We start from the raw sequence: 16,706 nt of genomic DNA on the forward strand, positions 1-16,706 counted from the left end.
CCGCCACCCGGCCGGCCCACGCTGGCGGCCGGTGCCTCACGCGGTCCCGGCCGCCAGCCGCAGCCGGTCGGCGCGGTCCGTGCGCTCCCAGGTGAAGTCGGGCAGCTCACGCCCGAAGTGCCCGTAGGCGGCGGTCTGCGCGTAGATCGGACGCAGCAGGTCCAGGTCCCTGATGATGGCGGCCGGGCGCAGGTCGAAGACCTCCGTCACCGCGTCCTGGATCCTCGCGACGGGCACGGTCTCGGTGCCGAAGGTCTCCACGAACAGGCCGACCGGCTCGGCCTTGCCGATCGCGTACGCGACCTGCACCTCGGCCCGTCGCGCCAGCCCCGCCGCCACGATGTTCTTGGCGACCCAGCGCATCGCGTACGCGGCGGAGCGGTCGACCTTGGACGGGTCCTTGCCCGAGAAGGCGCCGCCGCCGTGACGGGCCATGCCGCCGTACGTGTCGATGATGATCTTGCGGCCGGTCAGGCCGGCGTCGCCCATCGGGCCGCCGATCTCGAAGCGGCCGGTCGGGTTCACCAGCAGCCGGTAGCCCTCGGTGTCGATGCCGAGCGAGGCCAGTTCGGGCTCCACCACGCACTCGTAGATGTCCGGGACCAGCACGGAGTCGAGATCGAGGTCGGGAGAGTGCTGCGCGGACACGACGACGGTGTCCAGGCGGACCGGCCGGTCGCCGTCGTACTCGATGGTGACCTGCGTCTTGCCGTCCGGGCGCAGGTAGGGAAGCGTGCCGTCCTTGCGGACGGCGGCCAGGCGCCGGGCCAGCCGGTGGGCAAGCATGATCGGCAGCGGCATCAGCTCGGGGGTCTCGTCGCAGGCGTAGCCGAACATCAGGCCCTGGTCGCCGGCGCCCTGCCGGCCGAGCTCGTCCACGGCCCCGGCCTCGCCCGGGCCGTCCGCCGTACGCGACTCGTAGGCGCTGTCGACGCCTTGGGCGATGTCCGGCGACTGCGCCCCGATGGACACGGACACTCCGCAGGAGGCGCCGTCGAAGCCCTGGAGGGAGCTGTCGTAGCCGATGTCCAGGATCCGGTCCCGCACGAGGGAGGCTATCGGCGCGAACGCGGAGGTGGTCACCTCGCCCGCGACGTGCACCAGACCCGTGGTGATGAGGGTCTCCACGGCGACCCGCGACGACGGGTCCTCCTTGAGCAGTGCGTCGAGGATCGTGTCGCTGATCTGGTCGGCGATCTTGTCGGGGTGTCCTTCGGTGACGGATTCCGAAGTGAACAGGCGTCGGGACACGGAGCTCCTATGGAGGGGTGGGTGGGTCGGTGGAGTGGCGTGCGAGGGGTGCGGCCCCGAGGCCGCCGCGGGCGCACGCGGCCGGGCCGGCCCGGGTCATGAGCCGGCCCGGGTCAGGAGCGGGTCCGGGTCAGGAGCCGGCCAGGTCGGGGGCCGGTGCGTCTCCCTGCCACACGTCCCCGCGGATGAGCAGTTCCCCCGGGACGGCCCGCCGTACGACGAGGTAGACCTCGTCGGCCGGCACGGCCAGCAGCGCGCTCAACTCGTCGCGCAGCAACCGCAGCAACCGCTCCACGCTCTCGCGCGGGTACGTCTCCTTGCAGGTGACGAAGCCGATGGGGGCGTGGCGCCCGACGGAGCCGGCCTGCCACTCCGGCCGGTGCGCCGAGTCGGCGTCGAGCCGCTGCCAGAGCACCCAGCAGTGCTCCGCCGGGATGCCCAGCAGGCCGGTGACCGCCTTGGCGACCTGGGCGAGAGCCGGGCGGCCGGGACTGGGGTCGGGCGACAGGAGGGTGATGACGGGCATGGGGCGGGAACCTCTCGGAGGGGCGGGTGCGGTGAAGGTGGCGGCGGGACGGTGCGGGGCGGCGGAAGCGGTCAGCCCGCGAGGGTGGCCAGCAGCCGCGAGCGGTCGATCTTGCCGTTGGCGGTGACCGGCAGCCGGTCCACCCGCTGTACGACGTCGGGAACCGCGTGCGGAGGCAGTCGGCGCCCGAGCGACCGGCGCAACAGCTCGGGGGGGCCGGCGTCTTCACCGTCGGCGGTGTAGAAGAGCGCGAGCCGGTCGTAGTTCCCCAGCTCGCCGGGGACGGGTACGGCCACGCAGCCGGCGACGCCGGGCAGCCCGGCCGCATGGGCCTCGATCTCCTCGGGTTCGATGCGGTGGCCGCGGATCTTGACCTGCCGGTCGGTGCGCCCGGTGAAGTGGAGGACTCCCTCGGCGTCCCGGAACCCGCGGTCGCCGGTCCGGTAGTAGCGCAGCGGCGACCCGTCGACGGGGCCTTCGTGGAAGCGGGCTGCCGTCAGCTCCGGGTCCCCGAGGTACTCGCGGGCCAAGCCGGCCCCGCTGATGCACAGTTCACCGACCTCGCCCGGGTCGCATGCGCGGCCTTCGCCGTCCAGTACGTGCACCTCGGTGCCGGGGACCGGCCGGCCGATGGGGACGCCGTGCTGCCGGTCGCAGTCCTCGGGGGTGATCGGGTGGACGGTGGCGAAGACGCAGCTCTCCACCGGGCCGTAGCCGTTGAGGAGCCGTATGCCGGGGTGCCGGTCGAGGAACCGGGTGACATGCGCGGTGGACAGCCGCTCACCGCCGATGTACAGCCGCCGCAGCCCCTCGAAGCAGTCCACGTCGATCTCGGTGAACAGGTTGAAGAGGGAGGCGGTCAGCCAGGCGTTGTCGACCCCGCAGGTGTCGGCGAGCCGCCGCAGGGTGTCCGGGAGCAGGTAGTCCTCGGCCGCGGTGACGCAGGTGCCGCCGGTGGTGAGCATGCCCCACAGTTCCAGGGAGAACGCGTCCCAGGGCGCCGGTGCCGCCTGCATCATGGCGGTGCCCGGCCCGAAAGCGAGCGGGCCGTCCGCTGCGAAGAGGCGCGTGGTGGCCGCGTGCGGTGACACCACGCCCTTGGGAGCGCCGCTGGTGCCGGAGGTGAAGAAGACGGCGGCGGGCGTGTCGACCGGCCCGTCGTACGGGACGAAGGCACCGGCGGCGGCCGGCCCGCCGGTCGACGCTCCGGTGGCCGACGCTCCGTCAGTGGCCGTGCCGACGGCCGGGGGACGCCATACCGGCCCGTCACCGGGCGGCTCCTCCGCGTCCGTCACCAACACCGGCGAGTCCAGCTGCCGGAGCACGCCCTCGATCCGCTCGCCGGGCCAGCGCGGGTCCAGAGCCGCGTACCCGGCGCCGCATTTGAGGACCGCGAGCAGCGCCACGTACAGTCCGGCCGATCGCGGCAGCAGCACGGGGACCAGCGTGCCCGGTCCGACTCCCGTCCGCGCCAGCTGTCCGGCCCAGTCGTCGGCCAGGGCGTCGAGGGCCCCGTACGCGAGACGCGTGTCACCGTCCACCACCGCGACCGCGTCGGGCGTCAGGCGCGCCTGACGGGTGACGGCCTGATGAATGAGCGCATTCCCCACGGAACATCCCTCCGGATCTTGCGGATGATAAAGCCTAGGCAGATGAGCGGCCCCCTCGCACCCGGCGCCGCGTCCCCTGTTCTGGGGACACCTGAAGGCGTTGACACCGAAGCCCCTGACCGGGAAATTTATGCGGGACCCCGGCGAGTGACGCTCTTACGGGGACGGCGGTCCGCCGGCCTTCCGCCACCGCATTCGGCCTTTCCCAAGGGGGTTTATTCGATGGGCACTCTCGATCCGGAAGCGCGCATTCTTCCCGGTCCGGCCCTGGCGGGACACGTCAGCGGTATCGAGCTGCTGGACTACGACGCCGTGCCCGGCCGACCGCAGGCCGGCGGAGCCCCGGGAAACATGCTTCTGCTGCACGGGTTCGGCGGCGACAAGGGGCAGCTGCGGCCGGTCGGGGACGCCCTGTGCGCGGCGGACTCCGTCGCCGTCTACCCGTCCCTGCGCGCCCACGGCGACAGCCACAAGCCCGCGTGGGGCTACTCGGTCATGGACTTCTCGGCCGACCTGCACCGCTTCGCCGACGCGCTCCCGGACGAGCTGCACCTGGTCGGATACTCGTACGGAGGTCTGGTGGCGGCGGTCTCCGCGGTCACCTGGGGGGCGTCCCGGGTGCGCAGCCTGGTGGTCGTCGACCAGTCCTTCGACCCCCACCCCGACTGGCACGTGGCGGACGAGTGGGCCGAGGGAAGCCTGCTGCGCTGGCACTACGACTTCAGCCATCTTCCGGATCTGCTGGAGCGCCTGGGAATTCCCGTACTGGCTCTGGCCGCCGAGGAGAGCCCCAACATTCCGCCTGACGAGCGCGAGCGCCTGTCCCGTCGTGACAGCGCGTCGTTCTCCCTAAAATTCATCGAGGGTACGCACGCCGACTGCCATCGCAACACGGACGAGATCACCTCCGCCATGCGTGATTTCTATCGGAACCATTTCGGCGGGACGAGCGAAAAGGAAAGCGCCGCATGAAGGTCGGCCTCATCGAGCAGGGGCCCGGGCGCACCCTGCTTCTGGGAACTCTCGCCAATTCCCTCGGAAACGGCGTGTTCCTGACGGTTTCCGCGCTCTATTTCACCCGGATCGCGGGCTTCTCGGCGTCGCAGCTGGGTCTGGGGCTGAGCATCGCCGGCATCGCCGGCCTGTTCGCCGGAGTTCCCTTCGGCCACCTCGCGGACCGCAAGGGTGCGCGCGGCACGGCCGCGGCGCTCCTCGTCCTGGCGGGACTGGCCACCGCCGCGTACCTCACTACGGACTCGTTCATCCTGTTCGTTCTGATCGCCTTCTTCTACGCGATGTTCGAGCGCGGCGCGCACGCCGCCCGGCAGGCGCTGATACCGGCGGTGCTGAGCGGCGAGAGCCTGGTACGCGTCCGTGCCAAGATCCGCGTGGTCACCAATGTCGGCGTATCGGCGGGCGCGGGCCTGGGCGGCCTGGCCCTCCTGTGGGACACGAGGACGGCCTACCACCTCACCTTCGCGCTCAACGCGCTGAGCTTCGTGGTGTGCGGACTGCTGTTCCTGCGGCTGCCCGCCGTGCCCCCCTCCGCACGGCGTGCGCCCGGTGAGCCGCGCCTCGCGGTGCTCCGCGACCGTCCGTACGCGCTGCTGGCCCTGATCAACATGGTGATGCTGCTGCACATCCCCATCCTGGAAGTGGTCCTTCCGCTCTGGATCGCCCTGCACACCGGCGCACCCCGCTCGCTGACCGCGGTCCTGCTCCTCCTCAACACCCTCGCCGTCGTCGCACTCCAGGTCCGGGTCACCAAGAAGATCGACGCCTTGGAACCGGCCGTCCGCGCCTTCCGGGTGGCCGGAGTGGTGCTCCTCGCCTCCTGCGCGGCGTTCGCCCTGTCGGCCGGCCGCGGCGCGGTGACGGCGACGGCGGTCCTGGTCGCCGCCACGGCCCTGCACGTGTACGGCGAGATGGTGCAGTCGGCGGGCTCCTGGCTGATCGGCTACGAGCTCGCCCCCGAGGACAAGCAGGGCCAGTACCAAGGCCTGTTCAACACGGGAGTCGCGGCGGTCCAGATGTTCGGCCCGGTCTCGCTGACCCTGCTCCTGATCGAATGGGGCACGCCCGGATGGCTGGTGCTCGGCGCGGTGTTCCTGGCCGGCGGACTGCTGATGGCCCCGGCCGTCCGGTGGGCGGAGAGCCGCCGCGCCGGCGCCGGCGAAGCCGACCCGACTCCGCTCACAGCCGTCTGAGACGTCCGAGCGCGCCACCTACGAACAGACCCGCGCGGCCGTCCGGGCCGACGCGGGGGATGGGGGAAAAATCATGGTCACCCAGGAAGCCGCCACCACCGCGCCCGCACCCGCGGGCACCGGCCGGGACGGTGTGGAACTCCAGCTGTGCGACGTCTGGCGCAAGCTGCTCGGACGCACCGACGTCGGGATCCACGACGACTTCTTCTCGCTGGGCGGCCACTCGCTGCTCGCGATCCGGCTCACGGTGGAGGTTCGCCGGCTCTTCCAGGTCGATCTCACCGCCGCGGACCTGCTCGCCGCGGCCACCGTCGCGGAACTCGCCGAGATCATCCGCCGGGGTTCGGCAGGCGGCCAGGGCCAGCTGGTGCGGATCCAGGCCGGTTCCGGCGGCAGCCCCGTCTACGCCCTGCCGCCGGTCTCCGGAACCGTGCTGCTGTACCCGCCCATCGCCCGCGCCATGGGGACCGACCAGCCCTTCTGGGCCGTGCAGTCGGTCGGCCTGCTGCCCGGCGAGACCCCTCTCTCCTCGATCGAGGAGATCTCCGAAACCTTCATCGAGCAGCTGCGGACCGTCCACCCGGAGGGCGCCGAGTGGAACCTGATCGGCTACTCCATGGGCGGTCTGCTGGCCTACGAGACCGCCCGCAGGCTGAAGGAGCGCGGTGAGCGGGTCGGGCTCGTCGGACTGCTCGACACCCGGATCGTCGTAGAGGCCGGCGGCGACCCCGACTTCGCCCTGCGGGCCCTGCTCTGGCGCGGACTCAAGCTGGAGGTGGACATCGACCGGCTCCGCGCCCTCACCCCGGAGGAACGGGCGGCGGAGCTGGTGGAGCGGGCCGTAGCCGCCGGCACGATGCCCGCCGACTTCGACGCGGACCGGCTGCGCCGCATGATCGACATGTACCAGTTCAACCTGGACGCCCTCGCCGCGTACCGGATCAAGCCGTACGACGGCACGGTCACCGTCTTCCGCGTGACGGACCGCTCCATGGAGGACGGCACGCTGCCCGAGGACCTGGGCTGGAGCGAGGTCGCCGCCCGCGCCGTGGTGTGTGACGTACCGGGCGACCACTTCACGATGGTCGAGCCCGGCCAGGTCGAAGTACTGGGCCGGCGCCTCAAGGAGCAGCTCGCCCTCGGCAGCGCACCGGCCGTACCGCTCGTCTGACGCTCCCACAGGAGGGAAGACCCCCACATGAAGCAGGACCAGAAGTCCGGCACGACGCCGGACGCGTACCTCGTCCGCCCGATCGGCATCGTCCGCTCACCCCGTAGCGTGCCCAGCCACGACCACTGGGGTGCGGTGAGCGCGGTCATCGAACTGGACCCCGCACAGCTGCTGCCCGACGCGGTGACCGGTCTGGAGCAGTTCTCCCACCTCGAAGTGGTCTTCCACTTCCATCTCGTTCCCGAGTCCGACACCGTCACGGGATCGTGCCACCCGCGCGGCCGTACGGACCTCCCGCGCCTGGGAATCCTCGCCCAGCGGCTCAAGGAGCGACCCAACCGGCTCGGCGTCTCCCGCTGCGAGCTGGTCGGCGTCGACGGGCTCACGCTCCACGTACGGGGACTCGACGCGCTGGAAGGCACGCCCGTCCTCGATGTGAAGCCCCACCAGCAGATCTTCCAGCCGGCACCGGAAGCAGTACGCGAGCCGACCTGGCTTCAGGCGGCCATGTCCGCCTACTACTTCTGACCGCTTCCGCCCCGTCCGGCCACGAGCCGGCCGCGGACGTCCACAACAAGGAGACCACCTTGTCCAGCAACACCACCGGCGGCAACGCCGGCACCGTCGACCTCGAACTGAACCTCGGCCGCCTCCTCGACCGCAACCCGCAGCTGCAGATCCCCCGTGACGAGTACAACATCAACGTCACCTCGAACGAGGGCGACCGGCTCGACAGCGAGGAACTCGCCAAGGAGTACGGCGCTTTCCCCGGCGCGGGCCACCCCGCCCACCTGTACTTCCACCTGCCGCTGTGCAACTACATCTGTCACTTCTGCAATTACGTCAAGCGGCTGGTACCGCGGGGCAAGGAGGACCCCTCGCTGCGCCTGTGGTCCGACCTCCTCATCGAGGAGTCGCGCCGCTACCTGGACCGTTTCGACTGGATACCCCAGGCCCGCATCGAGTCCTTCTACATCGGCGGCGGCACCGCCGCGCTGCTGCTCAACAGCCCCGAGTACATCGAGCCTCTGGTACGCCACGCCCGCGAGAACTACAACCTGTCCGACAACGTCGAGTTCAACATCGAGGGCAACCCCGAGAACTTCCAGCGCCACCACCTGGAGACGGCGCAGGAGCTGGGCTTCAACCGGTTCAGCCTCGGCGTCCAGTCGCTCCAGGACGAGGTGAACGACTTCACCAAGCGCCGCCACTCCGCGGCCCAGTCCATCGAGGCCATCGAGAACCTGCTGGCCACCGGCAGCCCGTTCAACGTCGACATGATGTTCGGCCTGCCGTACCAGACCCCGGAATCCGTGCGCCGCGACATGACGATCCTCACCGATCTCGGCGTCCCGACCATCACCATCTACCGGCTGCGCAACGCGGACCGCGAGGAGATGGGCATCGGCAACCGGGCGGTCTGGAACAACCCGGCGGTGCGCGAACGCCTCATCAGCGAGGGCCGCTTCCCCGACCTGGAGTCGACGTACGCGATGCGCCAGGAGGCCGTCGAGGTCCTGCTGGAGAAGGGCTACTACCCGAGCCCCTGCGGCTGGTGGAGCCGCCCCGGCACCTACGAGGGCGGGAACATCCCGCAGACCTCGAAGAACAAGTGGGAGCACTACAACACCATGATCGCGTACGGTCCCGGCGCCTACGGCTGGCTGACCGGCGACCAGGAGGAGTTCCTCCAGACGCACAACATCACCGACATCAGCAAGTACGTGTCCTTCATGCAGAAGAACGAGGGCCTGCCCCTCAACTTCGGCCGCCGGCTGTCCGGACACAAGGCCATCGGCACCGCGCTGGGCTTCAACTTCAAGGCGAACCAGCCGATCGTCCTCGACCGCTACCGGGACCGCTTCGGCGCCGACCTGATGGAGATGGAGCCCTTCGCCTCCGCCTTCGCGGAACTGCTGGAGCGCGGACTGGTCGAGATGGTCGACAACGGCGCCGCCCTGAAGCCGACCCTGGACGGCGAAGCGCTGCACGAGGAGATCATCTTCCACTACTTCCACCAGCGCATCGGCCTGTCCGACGCCCCCGTGTGCCGGCGGTGACCGTGCACGACGTCACCGTGGCGGCCCCGGCCGCCCCCGCCGCCGCCGCTCCGTCCCGCACGTCCGCGCAGCGGGTCGAGGACGCGTTCGCGGCCCTGCACGGCGCGGACGCCGCGCTGCTGGTCCCCAGCGCGGTGACCGCCACCACCGCCGTGCTGCTCGCCCTCACCAATCCGGGCGGCCACATCATCGCCTCCGACCAGACCTGCGACCCGCTGCGCGCGGCCCTGCTCGCGGAGCTCACCGGGGCCAGGCGTACGGTCACCTTCGTCGACTGCACGGAGGTGGACGCGGTCGTCGCGGCCGTGCGGCCCGCGACCCAGGTGGTGTACACCCCGTCCCTGAGCGACCCGCTGATGCGCCTGTCCCCGCTGGGCGACCTCGCCACCTACGCCCAGATGAACGACCTGCTGCTGGTCGTGGACAACACCGCGCTGTCGCCCGCCGAGCTGCGGCCCCTGGAGACGGGCGCGGTGGTCGTCATCGAGGACTCCTCGCCCTGCCTGGACGAGTGGGGCGATGTCAGCGCCGCCCTGGTGACCTGCGCCGGCAGGTACCTGGCGCCCATCCGCGAACAGGCCGCGCGCTTCGGCGGCCACGTGGATCCGTGGCCGGCCCATCTGCTGGAACGGTCCCTCTCCACCCTCGGCCTGAGGCTGTCGGCCCGTCGGCACAACGCGGAGAAGGTCGCCGACGCACTGCGTGAGCACCCCGCCGTACGCGTGGTGCACCGGCCGTCGTTCGACGAGGCGCCCTGGGCGCTGGAGACCCATCAGGGCTTCGGCGGGCTGCTCGCCTTCGAGGTCGCGCCGGAGGTCCGGGACCTCGGCGGAGTGCTGGGCGCGGGCGCCGGTGACGGCCGGGCGACGGGCAGCGCCCTGCGGCTCCCCGCGCTCACCACCCACGCCCACCTCAGCGAGCGGGTGCGCCGGGAGGCCGGCATCTCACGGCAGTTGGTGCGCGTGTCGGTGGGTACGGAGGACCCCGGTCCGCTGATCCGCGGACTGCGCCAGGCCCTGGACGCGGCCCTCGCGGCCAATCCCCAGACAGAAGGAGAGCGATGCTGAACGGGGTCGACCTGCTCGCCAGACACGCGCTGGCCGAGCAGATCCGGGAGGATTCCTGGGAGGCACAGCTGAGCATCGGGGTGCAGGCCCACCCCGAGCCCGGCGAGCGGTGCCGGGTGGACACCGAGCCCATGCGCCTGGGGTCCACCCGTGTCGCGCGATCCTTCAGCCTCTACCAGAGCCGCGGGGCCGGTTCCGGGTCCGCTTCCGAGTCGGCTTCCGGGTCCGCTTCAGGGTCCGCGGACTGCCTCGACCCGGTCGGGTCGGTGCTGGTCGGCCTCGGCGCCTCCGTCGCCGACAGCGTGGTCACCGGGCTGACCGGGGAGGGGTGCCACCTCACCCTCCTGGAGGTGGTGCCCGCCGTCGAGTTCGCGCAGGCCGGGGCCGGCGGACAGGCCCGGCTGTCGTACGGGATCCACATCGAGGGCGAGGTCTCCGCGGAGCAGGCCCGCCGCGCGGTCCGGGCGGCACGTGAGCGGAGCAGCGGCCACCGCACCCTCGAGGACCCGAACGAGATCCGGGTCGTGGTGCAGACCGAACAGGACGTGCACCTCACCGGCCGGCCGGCCGCGGCCGGTACGGACCCCTTCGCCCCGGCCCGGCGGCACACCGCCCGGGTGGCCTGGGAGGTGGGCGCGCACGTGATCGCCGAGGTGGACGGGGTGCGGGCCGAGTCCGACCAGCCGAAGCAGCTGTTCGGCGCCGACGTCGCGCCCAGTGCGCAGGAGTACTTCCTGTCCGCGCTGGCGGCCGAGGCCCTGCGGTTCGCGGCTCCGGCCGGGCGCGCGCCCTCCCCCACCGCGGACGCCGACCCGTCCCCCGCCCAGGATGCCGTCCACGCCTCCGGCCGCATCGACCTGCGCGGGCCGTACTCCGCCCTGGACGCCCCGGCCGGGCTGCGCAACATCCTCGTCCAGCTGCTGCCCGCCGATCCGTCCGCCGGGAGCGACGGCGGCGCCGCCGGCCCGGCCGAGGCCATGCGCGGCTGGCTCGCCGAGGGGGATTCCCTGCGGCTGGTCAGGGACGCGCACCCGATCCGGGTCGAGGTGGTCCTGAACGGCACACCGATCCCCGCCGACCCCGACGAGCCCCTCCCGCACACCGAGATGAACGACACGAAGGAGCAACACCGTGCCCCGTGAATGGGACGCCAAGACGTACGACTCGCTTCCCCTGCCGCACCAGCAGTGGGGCAAGCGGACGCTCGGCCGCCTGAACCTGCGCGGGACCGAGACCGTCCTGGACGCCGGGTGCGGGACGGGCCGTGACACCGCGGCGCTGCTCGACCTGGTGCCCGAGGGCCGGGTGATCGGAGTCGACGGATCCAGCCGGATGCTGGAGCAGCTGCGGGCGAAGCTGGCCGACCGGCTCGACCGGCTCGAAGTCGTCAACGCCGACCTCACCAAGCCGCTGGCCCTGGGGTCCCAGGTCGACGCGGTCTCCAGCGTGGCCACCTTCCACTGGATCACCGACCACACCGCGCTGTTCGCCAACCTGGCCCAGTCCCTCCGTACGGGCGGCCAGTTCGTCGCGGAATGCGGCGGCGAGGGCAACGTCGCGCGGATCAACGCGGCCGTCGAGGAGGTGCTGGGAGCCCCCGACGAGCGGGAGAAGGTCTGGTACTTCGCCGGCATCGAGGAGACCACCGAGCGGCTGAAGGCGGTGGGCTTCACGGACATCGAGGTCACGCTCCAGCCCGATCCGGCCCGCCTGGAGCCCGGCGAGCAGCTGTGGAGCTACCTCGCGACGGTGGTCCTCGGGTCGCACCTGGACCGGCTGCCCGAGTCCGACCACGAGGACTTCGTCCGCTCCGTCGCCGACCGGCTCCCGGAGCCGGTCGTGGACTACGTCCGGCTGAACATCACCGCCCGCCGGGCCTGAGGCGTGGTCACCCCGGGCGCGGTCGTGTCCGCGCCCGGGGTGACTGCCCCGGCCCCGGCCCCCTTCCCGTGAACTTCGACCGGAGGCGCCATCCCATGGGCCCTGCCCACCCCAGCCCCGCGCGGTCCGAACCGCCCGAGCCGCCCGTGCTGCTGGTCGTCCACGACCAGGGTTCCGCCGCCCCCATGCGCATCCTCGCGGCGGCCCGGGGCCTGTGCCGGGTCGTACTGCTCTGCGAGCCGCGGCATCCGCGGCTGGCGGACGGGCTGCGGAGTGTCGGGAAGCACGCCGAGATCGTGGACATCACCGGCCTCGACGACGAGGCCGTGTGCCGCCTGGCCGCCGGCCTCTCCCCGGCCGGCGTGGTCACCTTCAGCGAGAGCCGCCTGCGCCTCACGGCGTTGGTGGCCGAGGCGTGCCGGCTGCCCTTCCACTCCCCCGACACCGTGGACGCCCTCACCGACAAGTTCCGGCAGCGGCGGATCCTCGCCGACCGCGGAGTCCAGTACACCCGCTGCGCCCTGGTGCGGGACCCTGACGGCATCGCCGACGCGCTCGGCCTCGTGGGCCTGCCCGCCGTGCTCAAGCCGAGGTTCGGAGCGGGCAGCGTGGACACCTGCCTGGTCCGGTCGCCGGACGAGTGCCGGTCCCGGCTGGCGGAGTTCACCGAAGGCCCCGACCCCGCCGCGCGACGGGACTTCGTACTGGAGGAGTACCTGCCCGGGGATCCCGGACAGGCCGGTCCAGGGGTGGGCGACTACGTCTCCGTGGAGTCCGTGGTGGTCGACGGCGAGCCGCGGACCGTCGCGGTGACGGGGAAACCCCCGCTCGTCCCGCCCTTCCGGGAGACCGGGCACATCCTGCCCGCCCCGGTGACCCCCGCGCTCGAAGCGGACATCGTGCGACTGGAGAAGCAGGCGGTCCGCGCGCTCGGCGTGCGGCACGGCGTGACCCACACCGAGATCAAACTGACCCCCGCCGGACCGAGGATCATCGAGGTCAACGGACGCCTGGGCGGCCACATCGCCGAGATCGTGCAGCGCTCCCTGGGATACGACCTGGTGGCGGCGGCCCTGCGGCTGGCGCTGGGCCTTCCTGTCGCAGACCCCGAACCGGCGCAGTCCCAACCGGCGCAGTCCCAACCCGCGCCGTCCGAACCGGCGCCGTCGGGGCCGCGGCCGGGCCGGGTGGCGTTCCAGTACATGCTGGTCCCCCCGCCCGACTCGGTGCGGACGGGCCCGTGGTCGCTCGTCGAGGAGCTGGCCGGGATTCCCGGGGTGGACCTGGTCGACGTACCCGCGACGGACGGGCGGCCCGCCGACTGGCGTGCGGGTACGGCCGGCGCCCTCGGTGTCGTGTACGGGTCCGCCCCGGACCACGCCGGGCTGAGGGACGTGCTGCGCCAACTCCAGGACCGGCTGGACGTCTTCTGGCGGACGTCCGCCTCCGAACCCGTGTGACACCCCGGTCGCACACCTCCGTACCCGGCGTACGGTGGACCATGATCGCTCCCTTCCCGTGAAAGGCGCAGCACATGTCAGAGAGCAGTACCCCGGTCGAGGTCGTCTCGGATCCGGTCGGCCGGGTGGTCGGCGGTCGGGCCGAGGTCCGAGACGACGAATGGGGCGAGGTGTCCGCCGTGATCCGGCTGGACGAGGCGCGGTTCGGGCCGGACGCGCTCGCCGGCCTGGACTCCTTCTCCCACGTGGAGATCGTCTACCACTTCGACCGGGTCCCGGTGGAGAAGGTGGAGACCGGGGCCCGGCACCCGCGCGGCAACACCGACTGGCCGCTGGTCGGCATCTTCGCCCAGCGCGGCAAGAACCGGCCCAACCGGCTCGGGGTCTCCCGCTGCCGGCTGCTGCGCGTCGACGGACTCGAGGTCCACGTGCAGGGCCTGGACGCGGTGGACGGCACCCCCGTGCTCGACATCAAGCCCTACATGGCCGAGTTCGGCCCCCGCGGGGCCACCACCCAGCCCGACTGGGCCACCGAGATCATGCGCCAGTACTACTGACACGGCCGTGCGGCCGGGGCCTCCGTCGGCAACGACGGAGGCCCCGGCCGTTTGACGTTGATCACAGGTTTTCCCGCTCGCGTGGCCGAACGGCGACTGCGTAGGATCAGTGCATCTCGCTGGAGGGCGACCCCCATAAGGCCGGGACGAGGGGGATCCACATGCGCGCCAACGAAGACCGAAGCCGGCTGGACCGCACGGTGTACGGACTGATCTACCGGAATCCCGGGTGGTCTCTCGAAGAGGTCTGCGCCGCGGCCGACTGCTCGCCGGCCGAAGCGGAGGAGGCCTGCGACCGGCTGCTGGCCAAAGGGCTGCTGAGCCCCGCGCCGACCACGCGGTGCGGCTTCGCGACGGTGGAGCCGGAGACCGCGCTCACCCGCCTCTTCGCGTCCGAGGAACGGCAGGCCACGGCCCACGCGGAACGACTGACGGGGATCAGGGCCGCCATCGCCTCGCTCACCATGGACTACTCGGACCTGCGCAACGAACGGCGCGCGCCCGTCGAGGTCGAGACCCTGGCGACTCCGGCGCTGGTGAACTCGTTCCTCGAGGACGCGGGCAGCATGGTGCGCACCCGTATGAGGTCGATGCACCCCGGCGGCCCGCCGCCCGAGGGGGTCATCGACGAAATGCTGCTCCGGGACCAGGAGATGGCAGGCCGGAACATCGAGGTCGAGGTCCTCTACCAGCGCCGCACGGCCGAGGTCCCGTACGTGGCCGCCTATCTGATGGACGCCGCCCGCCCGGGCCGTGAGGCCCGCACGGCGGAGTTCCTGCCCATCCGCATGATCCTCTTCGACGACGACCTCGCGGTCCTTCCCATCAACCCGGCCGACAGCAGCGAAGGAGCGCTCGCCGTCCACGGCCGCGCCCTGATGAGCTCGCTGCACGCCTTCTACGACCACTGCTGGCACAACGCCACGCTGCCGCGCCAGTCCCAGGAAGGCCGCCCGGCATCCCGGCCGGTCCTGGACGACCAGGAGCTGATCGTCGTCCGCCTGCTGGCCGACGGCGTCAAGGACGAGGCGATCGCCCGCCACCTGGGCGTCTCCTCCCGCACCCTCAGCCGCCTCATCTCCGGCCTGCTCGACCGCCTGGGCGTCCAGACCCGCTTCCAGGCGGCCCTGCGCATCGCGGAACTGGACCTCATGGCCTAGCCCCTGTCGTCAAAGTAGCGCCTGGCCCGCGACGCCCGGCACCGCGCCTCGCCGCGTTGTCGGGGCACCCAAGTACGTCCAGTACTCGGGCGCCCCTCCGCCTTGCGATGCACGGCACCGGACGCCGCGGGCTTACCGGCGCTACTTTGACAACAGGGCCTAGCCCTGTCCGGTCCCGGCGGCCGCGGTGCCGTGGCCTGTCGCTCACCCCTGCAGACACCACTCGACGAACCCGGTGATGCTGCCGTCCACGTGGGCGTCCTCGTCCGCCACGGCGGCCGTACGGAAGAACCGGACCTCCTCGAAGTCGAGTTCCATGGTCCGGACGAGGCTGTGCAGGCCGAGCACGTCACAGAGCCAGGTACGGGCGTCGTCGCCGCCGTCGAGGCGGTCCGCACCCGGGCCGTGCCCGGCGAGCAGGTCCGTCTTGCTGATGGCGACCGCCAGGCGCGAGCGCTTCAGCGGGGCACCCATCGCGGCCACGGCCTGGACCGACCGGGCGAAGACCTCCTCCGGATCGACCGTGGAGCCGAGCGTGCGGTCCAGCGAGGGGCCGGGCGGAGGTTCCAGAGTGGTCCAGAACGCCTTCACCGCCATCGGGTCCAGGACGAAGATGAAGGTGCGCGCCGCCCGCGCGTAGCGCAGCGCGTCGGTGTCGTCGCGGTCGACGAATCGCTCACCGGCCGTGTCGAAGAGATGGACCAGCCGCTCGGAACGGCCGCTGCCGAGGACGAAGGAGTGCGCCCGGGGCAGCGTCTTCTGGGTCGCGCGGGTGTGCCCCCGCATCCGCAGGACCTGCCGGAGCACCTGGTAGTTGGCGTCGGACTCCCCGTCGGCCAGGGTGATCGCCGGGCCGCCGCGCGCCGCCGCGTTCTCCAGGGACAGCAGCATGGCCGCCATCAGCTGGGTCTTGCCCGCCGCCTGTCCGCCGATCAGCGGGAGCACCACCTCGGGCATGTGGCCGGCGTCCGCGTTCATCGGCTTCCCGCAGTGCGGGTATACGCAGTACGCCTGGAGCCGCGCGTCCCGGCTCATCAGCATCAGCAGCGTCGGCATGCGCTGTCCGCACTCGCAGCGGCGCCGGAAGATGCCGTACGTCCCCGGGCGGATGTCGGCGTGCCGGCGCCGGCAGGTCGGGCTGGGGCAGTCGTACGCCGGGTAGGGCACGCGCTCGAAGCAGTGCGGGCAGAGCATTCCGGTGCGCAGCCGTTTCATCCAGAGCACCGCCCGGTCGACGGCCCGGAGGGTTCCGGCGAGGAACCGGGCCCCGCCCGTCAGCAGTACGAGGCCGAGGGCGTGCAGTCCCAGCAGCAGGCCGAGCGGCGGCAGTGCCACCACCGCGCCCGCGCACAGGCCCACGTACAGCGTCAGGCCGTACGGCACGGTGAGGGCCCGGTGCTGCGTGGGTGCGGTGAACTGCCGCGAGGTCACGGTACGGAAGGAGTCGCCGACCGTTCTGGCATACGACCGCTGCTCCAGCGTGAGGAGTTGGCGCAGGTCGCGGAAGCCCGGTCCGAAGAAGTAGTTGCGGTACGCCTTCACCTCCTCGTCCTGCGGGCGGTACGGCGGCAGCGTCTGGAACTCGGGGGTGCGCCGGTACACGACGCCGACCAGCGTGCGTCCGTAGCCGGCGAGCACCTGCGTCACCAGGGCGAGGCCCCGGAGGGCAGCGATGACCGGGGCGAAGGGCAGGTAGGCCCCGAGCGCGGAGAAGTAGACGAGGGGGACAAGGACGAAAGCGACGATCTCGGCCACG

At 71.9% G+C, this 16,706-nt stretch carries 15 protein-coding genes; 11 read left to right on the forward strand and 4 right to left on the reverse strand.

Going from position 1 to position 16,706, the window contains the following annotated elements; translation table 11 throughout:
• Positions 1-36 precede the first annotated feature (36 nt).
• The 3 genes from metK to ACGFYQ_RS36210 all read right to left on the reverse strand — a co-directional run bounded on the left by metK (position 37) and on the right by ACGFYQ_RS36210 (position 3,387).
• Entirely contained in the window at positions 37-1,251 is a 1,215-nt protein-coding gene (metK, locus tag ACGFYQ_RS36200) for a methionine adenosyltransferase (protein ID WP_393750590.1), read from the reverse strand.
• Positions 1,252-1,381: 130 nt separating this feature from the next.
• A complete protein-coding gene (locus ACGFYQ_RS36205) occupies positions 1,382-1,777 on the reverse strand; it encodes a hypothetical protein (protein ID WP_393750592.1) in 396 nt (131 codons plus the stop codon).
• A gap of 71 nt (positions 1,778-1,848) precedes the next feature.
• Complete coding sequence (locus tag ACGFYQ_RS36210; protein ID WP_393750594.1) at positions 1,849-3,387, reverse strand: amino acid adenylation domain-containing protein; 1,539 nt, start codon at positions 3,385-3,387, stop codon at positions 1,849-1,851.
• 222 nt (positions 3,388-3,609) lie between these two features.
• Here ACGFYQ_RS36210 and ACGFYQ_RS36215 point away from each other — a divergent pair, with 222 nt between their 5' ends.
• The 11 genes from ACGFYQ_RS36215 to ACGFYQ_RS36265 all read left to right on the forward strand — a co-directional run bounded on the left by ACGFYQ_RS36215 (position 3,610) and on the right by ACGFYQ_RS36265 (position 14,950).
• Positions 3,610-4,359 carry an alpha/beta fold hydrolase gene (locus ACGFYQ_RS36215; protein ID WP_393750596.1) on the forward strand — a complete coding sequence of 250 codons (750 nt, stop codon included), beginning with the start codon at positions 3,610-3,612 and terminating at the stop codon, positions 4,357-4,359.
• The gene (locus ACGFYQ_RS36220; RefSeq protein ID WP_393750598.1) at positions 4,356-5,594 is read left to right on the forward strand and encodes an MFS transporter; all 1,239 of its coding nucleotides are present in this window, start codon (positions 4,356-4,358) and stop codon (positions 5,592-5,594) included. Before ACGFYQ_RS36215 ends, ACGFYQ_RS36220 begins: the two co-directional genes overlap by 4 nt.
• Before the next feature lie 73 nt (positions 5,595-5,667).
• Positions 5,668-6,765 (forward strand): thioesterase domain-containing protein, encoded by a 1,098-nt coding sequence (locus ACGFYQ_RS36225; RefSeq protein ID WP_393750600.1) that lies wholly within the window; start codon positions 5,668-5,670, stop codon positions 6,763-6,765.
• A 27-nt stretch (positions 6,766-6,792) separates the two neighbouring features.
• Positions 6,793-7,293 carry an SAM-dependent methyltransferase gene (locus ACGFYQ_RS36230; RefSeq protein ID WP_393750602.1) on the forward strand — a complete coding sequence of 167 codons (501 nt, stop codon included), beginning with the start codon at positions 6,793-6,795 and terminating at the stop codon, positions 7,291-7,293.
• Between the two features lie 59 nt (positions 7,294-7,352).
• On the forward strand, positions 7,353-8,825 hold the full coding sequence (locus ACGFYQ_RS36235; RefSeq protein ID WP_393750604.1) for a radical SAM protein: 1,473 nt from the start codon (positions 7,353-7,355) through the stop codon (positions 8,823-8,825).
• Positions 8,822-9,892: a PLP-dependent transferase gene (locus tag ACGFYQ_RS36240; RefSeq protein WP_393750607.1), complete on the forward strand. Its 1,071-nt coding sequence runs from the start codon at positions 8,822-8,824 to the stop codon at positions 9,890-9,892. The genes ACGFYQ_RS36235 and ACGFYQ_RS36240 overlap by 4 nt, the downstream gene beginning before the upstream one ends.
• Positions 9,886-11,034 (forward strand): hypothetical protein, encoded by a 1,149-nt coding sequence (locus tag ACGFYQ_RS36245; RefSeq protein WP_393750609.1) that lies wholly within the window; start codon positions 9,886-9,888, stop codon positions 11,032-11,034. The genes ACGFYQ_RS36240 and ACGFYQ_RS36245 overlap by 7 nt, the downstream gene beginning before the upstream one ends.
• On the forward strand, positions 11,024-11,773 hold the full coding sequence (locus ACGFYQ_RS36250) for a class I SAM-dependent methyltransferase (RefSeq protein WP_393750611.1): 750 nt from the start codon (positions 11,024-11,026) through the stop codon (positions 11,771-11,773). Before ACGFYQ_RS36245 ends, ACGFYQ_RS36250 begins: the two co-directional genes overlap by 11 nt.
• Positions 11,774-11,958: 185 nt before the next feature.
• The gene (locus ACGFYQ_RS36255) at positions 11,959-13,233 is read left to right on the forward strand and encodes an ATP-grasp domain-containing protein (RefSeq protein WP_393750705.1); all 1,275 of its coding nucleotides are present in this window, start codon (positions 11,959-11,961) and stop codon (positions 13,231-13,233) included.
• 74 nt (positions 13,234-13,307) lie between these two features.
• Positions 13,308-13,790, forward strand: a complete 483-nt coding sequence (locus ACGFYQ_RS36260; RefSeq protein ID WP_393750613.1) for an SAM-dependent methyltransferase — start codon at positions 13,308-13,310, stop codon at positions 13,788-13,790.
• Between the two features lie 161 nt (positions 13,791-13,951).
• Positions 13,952-14,950 (forward strand): helix-turn-helix domain-containing protein, encoded by a 999-nt coding sequence (locus tag ACGFYQ_RS36265; protein ID WP_393750615.1) that lies wholly within the window; start codon positions 13,952-13,954, stop codon positions 14,948-14,950.
• A gap of 204 nt (positions 14,951-15,154) precedes the next feature.
• Here ACGFYQ_RS36265 and ACGFYQ_RS36270 read toward each other — a convergent pair whose 3' ends face one another.
• A complete protein-coding gene (locus ACGFYQ_RS36270) occupies positions 15,155-16,705 on the reverse strand; it encodes a hypothetical protein (RefSeq protein WP_393750617.1) in 1,551 nt (516 codons plus the stop codon).
• Position 16,706 lies beyond the last annotated feature (1 nt).

The organism is Streptomyces sp. NPDC048258 (assembly GCF_043201995.1).
In the GTDB taxonomy this organism is placed as follows: domain Bacteria; phylum Actinomycetota; class Actinomycetes; order Streptomycetales; family Streptomycetaceae; genus Streptomyces.

Coding starts and splice junctions, on each gene's coding strand:
- ACGFYQ_RS36205 (WP_393750592.1), bottom strand. CDS start 1,777: ATGCCCGTCATCACCCTCCTGTCGCCCGACCCCAGTCCCGGCCGCCCG.
- ACGFYQ_RS36220 (WP_393750598.1), top strand. CDS start 4,356: ATGAAGGTCGGCCTCATCGAGCAGGGGCCCGGGCGCACCCTGCTTCTG.
- ACGFYQ_RS36230 (WP_393750602.1), top strand. CDS start 6,793: ATGAAGCAGGACCAGAAGTCCGGCACGACGCCGGACGCGTACCTCGTC.
- ACGFYQ_RS36265 (WP_393750615.1), top strand. CDS start 13,952: ATGCGCGCCAACGAAGACCGAAGCCGGCTGGACCGCACGGTGTACGGA.
- ACGFYQ_RS36260 (WP_393750613.1), top strand. CDS start 13,308: ATGTCAGAGAGCAGTACCCCGGTCGAGGTCGTCTCGGATCCGGTCGGC.
- ACGFYQ_RS36245 (WP_393750609.1), top strand. CDS start 9,886: ATGCTGAACGGGGTCGACCTGCTCGCCAGACACGCGCTGGCCGAGCAG.
- ACGFYQ_RS36225 (WP_393750600.1), top strand. CDS start 5,668: ATGGTCACCCAGGAAGCCGCCACCACCGCGCCCGCACCCGCGGGCACC.
- ACGFYQ_RS36215 (WP_393750596.1), top strand. CDS start 3,610: ATGGGCACTCTCGATCCGGAAGCGCGCATTCTTCCCGGTCCGGCCCTG.
- ACGFYQ_RS36255 (WP_393750705.1), top strand. CDS start 11,959: ATGCGCATCCTCGCGGCGGCCCGGGGCCTGTGCCGGGTCGTACTGCTC.